This window comes from Faecalibacterium sp. DFI.5.82, from assembly GCF_029076575.1.
Taxonomy (GTDB): Bacteria; Bacillota; Clostridia; order Oscillospirales; family Ruminococcaceae; genus Faecalibacterium; species Faecalibacterium duncaniae.
In genome coordinates this window covers 1-305 of record NZ_JARFIS010000631.1, presented here as the reverse complement: position 1 = coordinate 305, position 305 = coordinate 1, and the positions used below count along the sequence as shown (strand labels likewise).

At 57.7% G+C, this 305-nt stretch carries 1 protein-coding gene and 1 pseudogene; both read left to right on the top strand.

Annotated features, from left to right (window positions below):
* The coding region (gene rpsK, locus P0G09_RS18185) for a 30S ribosomal protein S11 (protein ID WP_275253368.1) at positions 1-204 on the top strand (204 nt) is incomplete at its 5' end.
* A gap of 20 nt (positions 205-224) precedes the next feature.
* Positions 225-305: pseudogene (locus P0G09_RS20950) on the top strand (30S ribosomal protein S4); the annotation flags it as partial.

The following is a 305-nucleotide window of genomic DNA, read 5'->3' as shown; positions in this document are numbered from 1 at the left end:
GCCCAGTCTGCTGCCGAGACCGCAGCTAAGGTTGCAATCGATCATGGCATGAAGACTGTTGAAGTCTACGTCAAGGGCCCCGGCGCTGGCCGTGAGACCGCTATCCGAGAGCTGCAGGCTACCGGCCTGGAAGTCACCCTGATCAAGGACGTGACTCCCATCCCCCACAACGGCTGCCGTCCACCGAAGCGCCGTCGTGTCTGATCGAAGGAGGAAATTGAATTATGGCAAAGAATACGCAGCCTATCGCAAAGCGTTGCAAGGCCCTGGGCATTTCTCCTGCGGTCATGGGATATGCAAAGAAG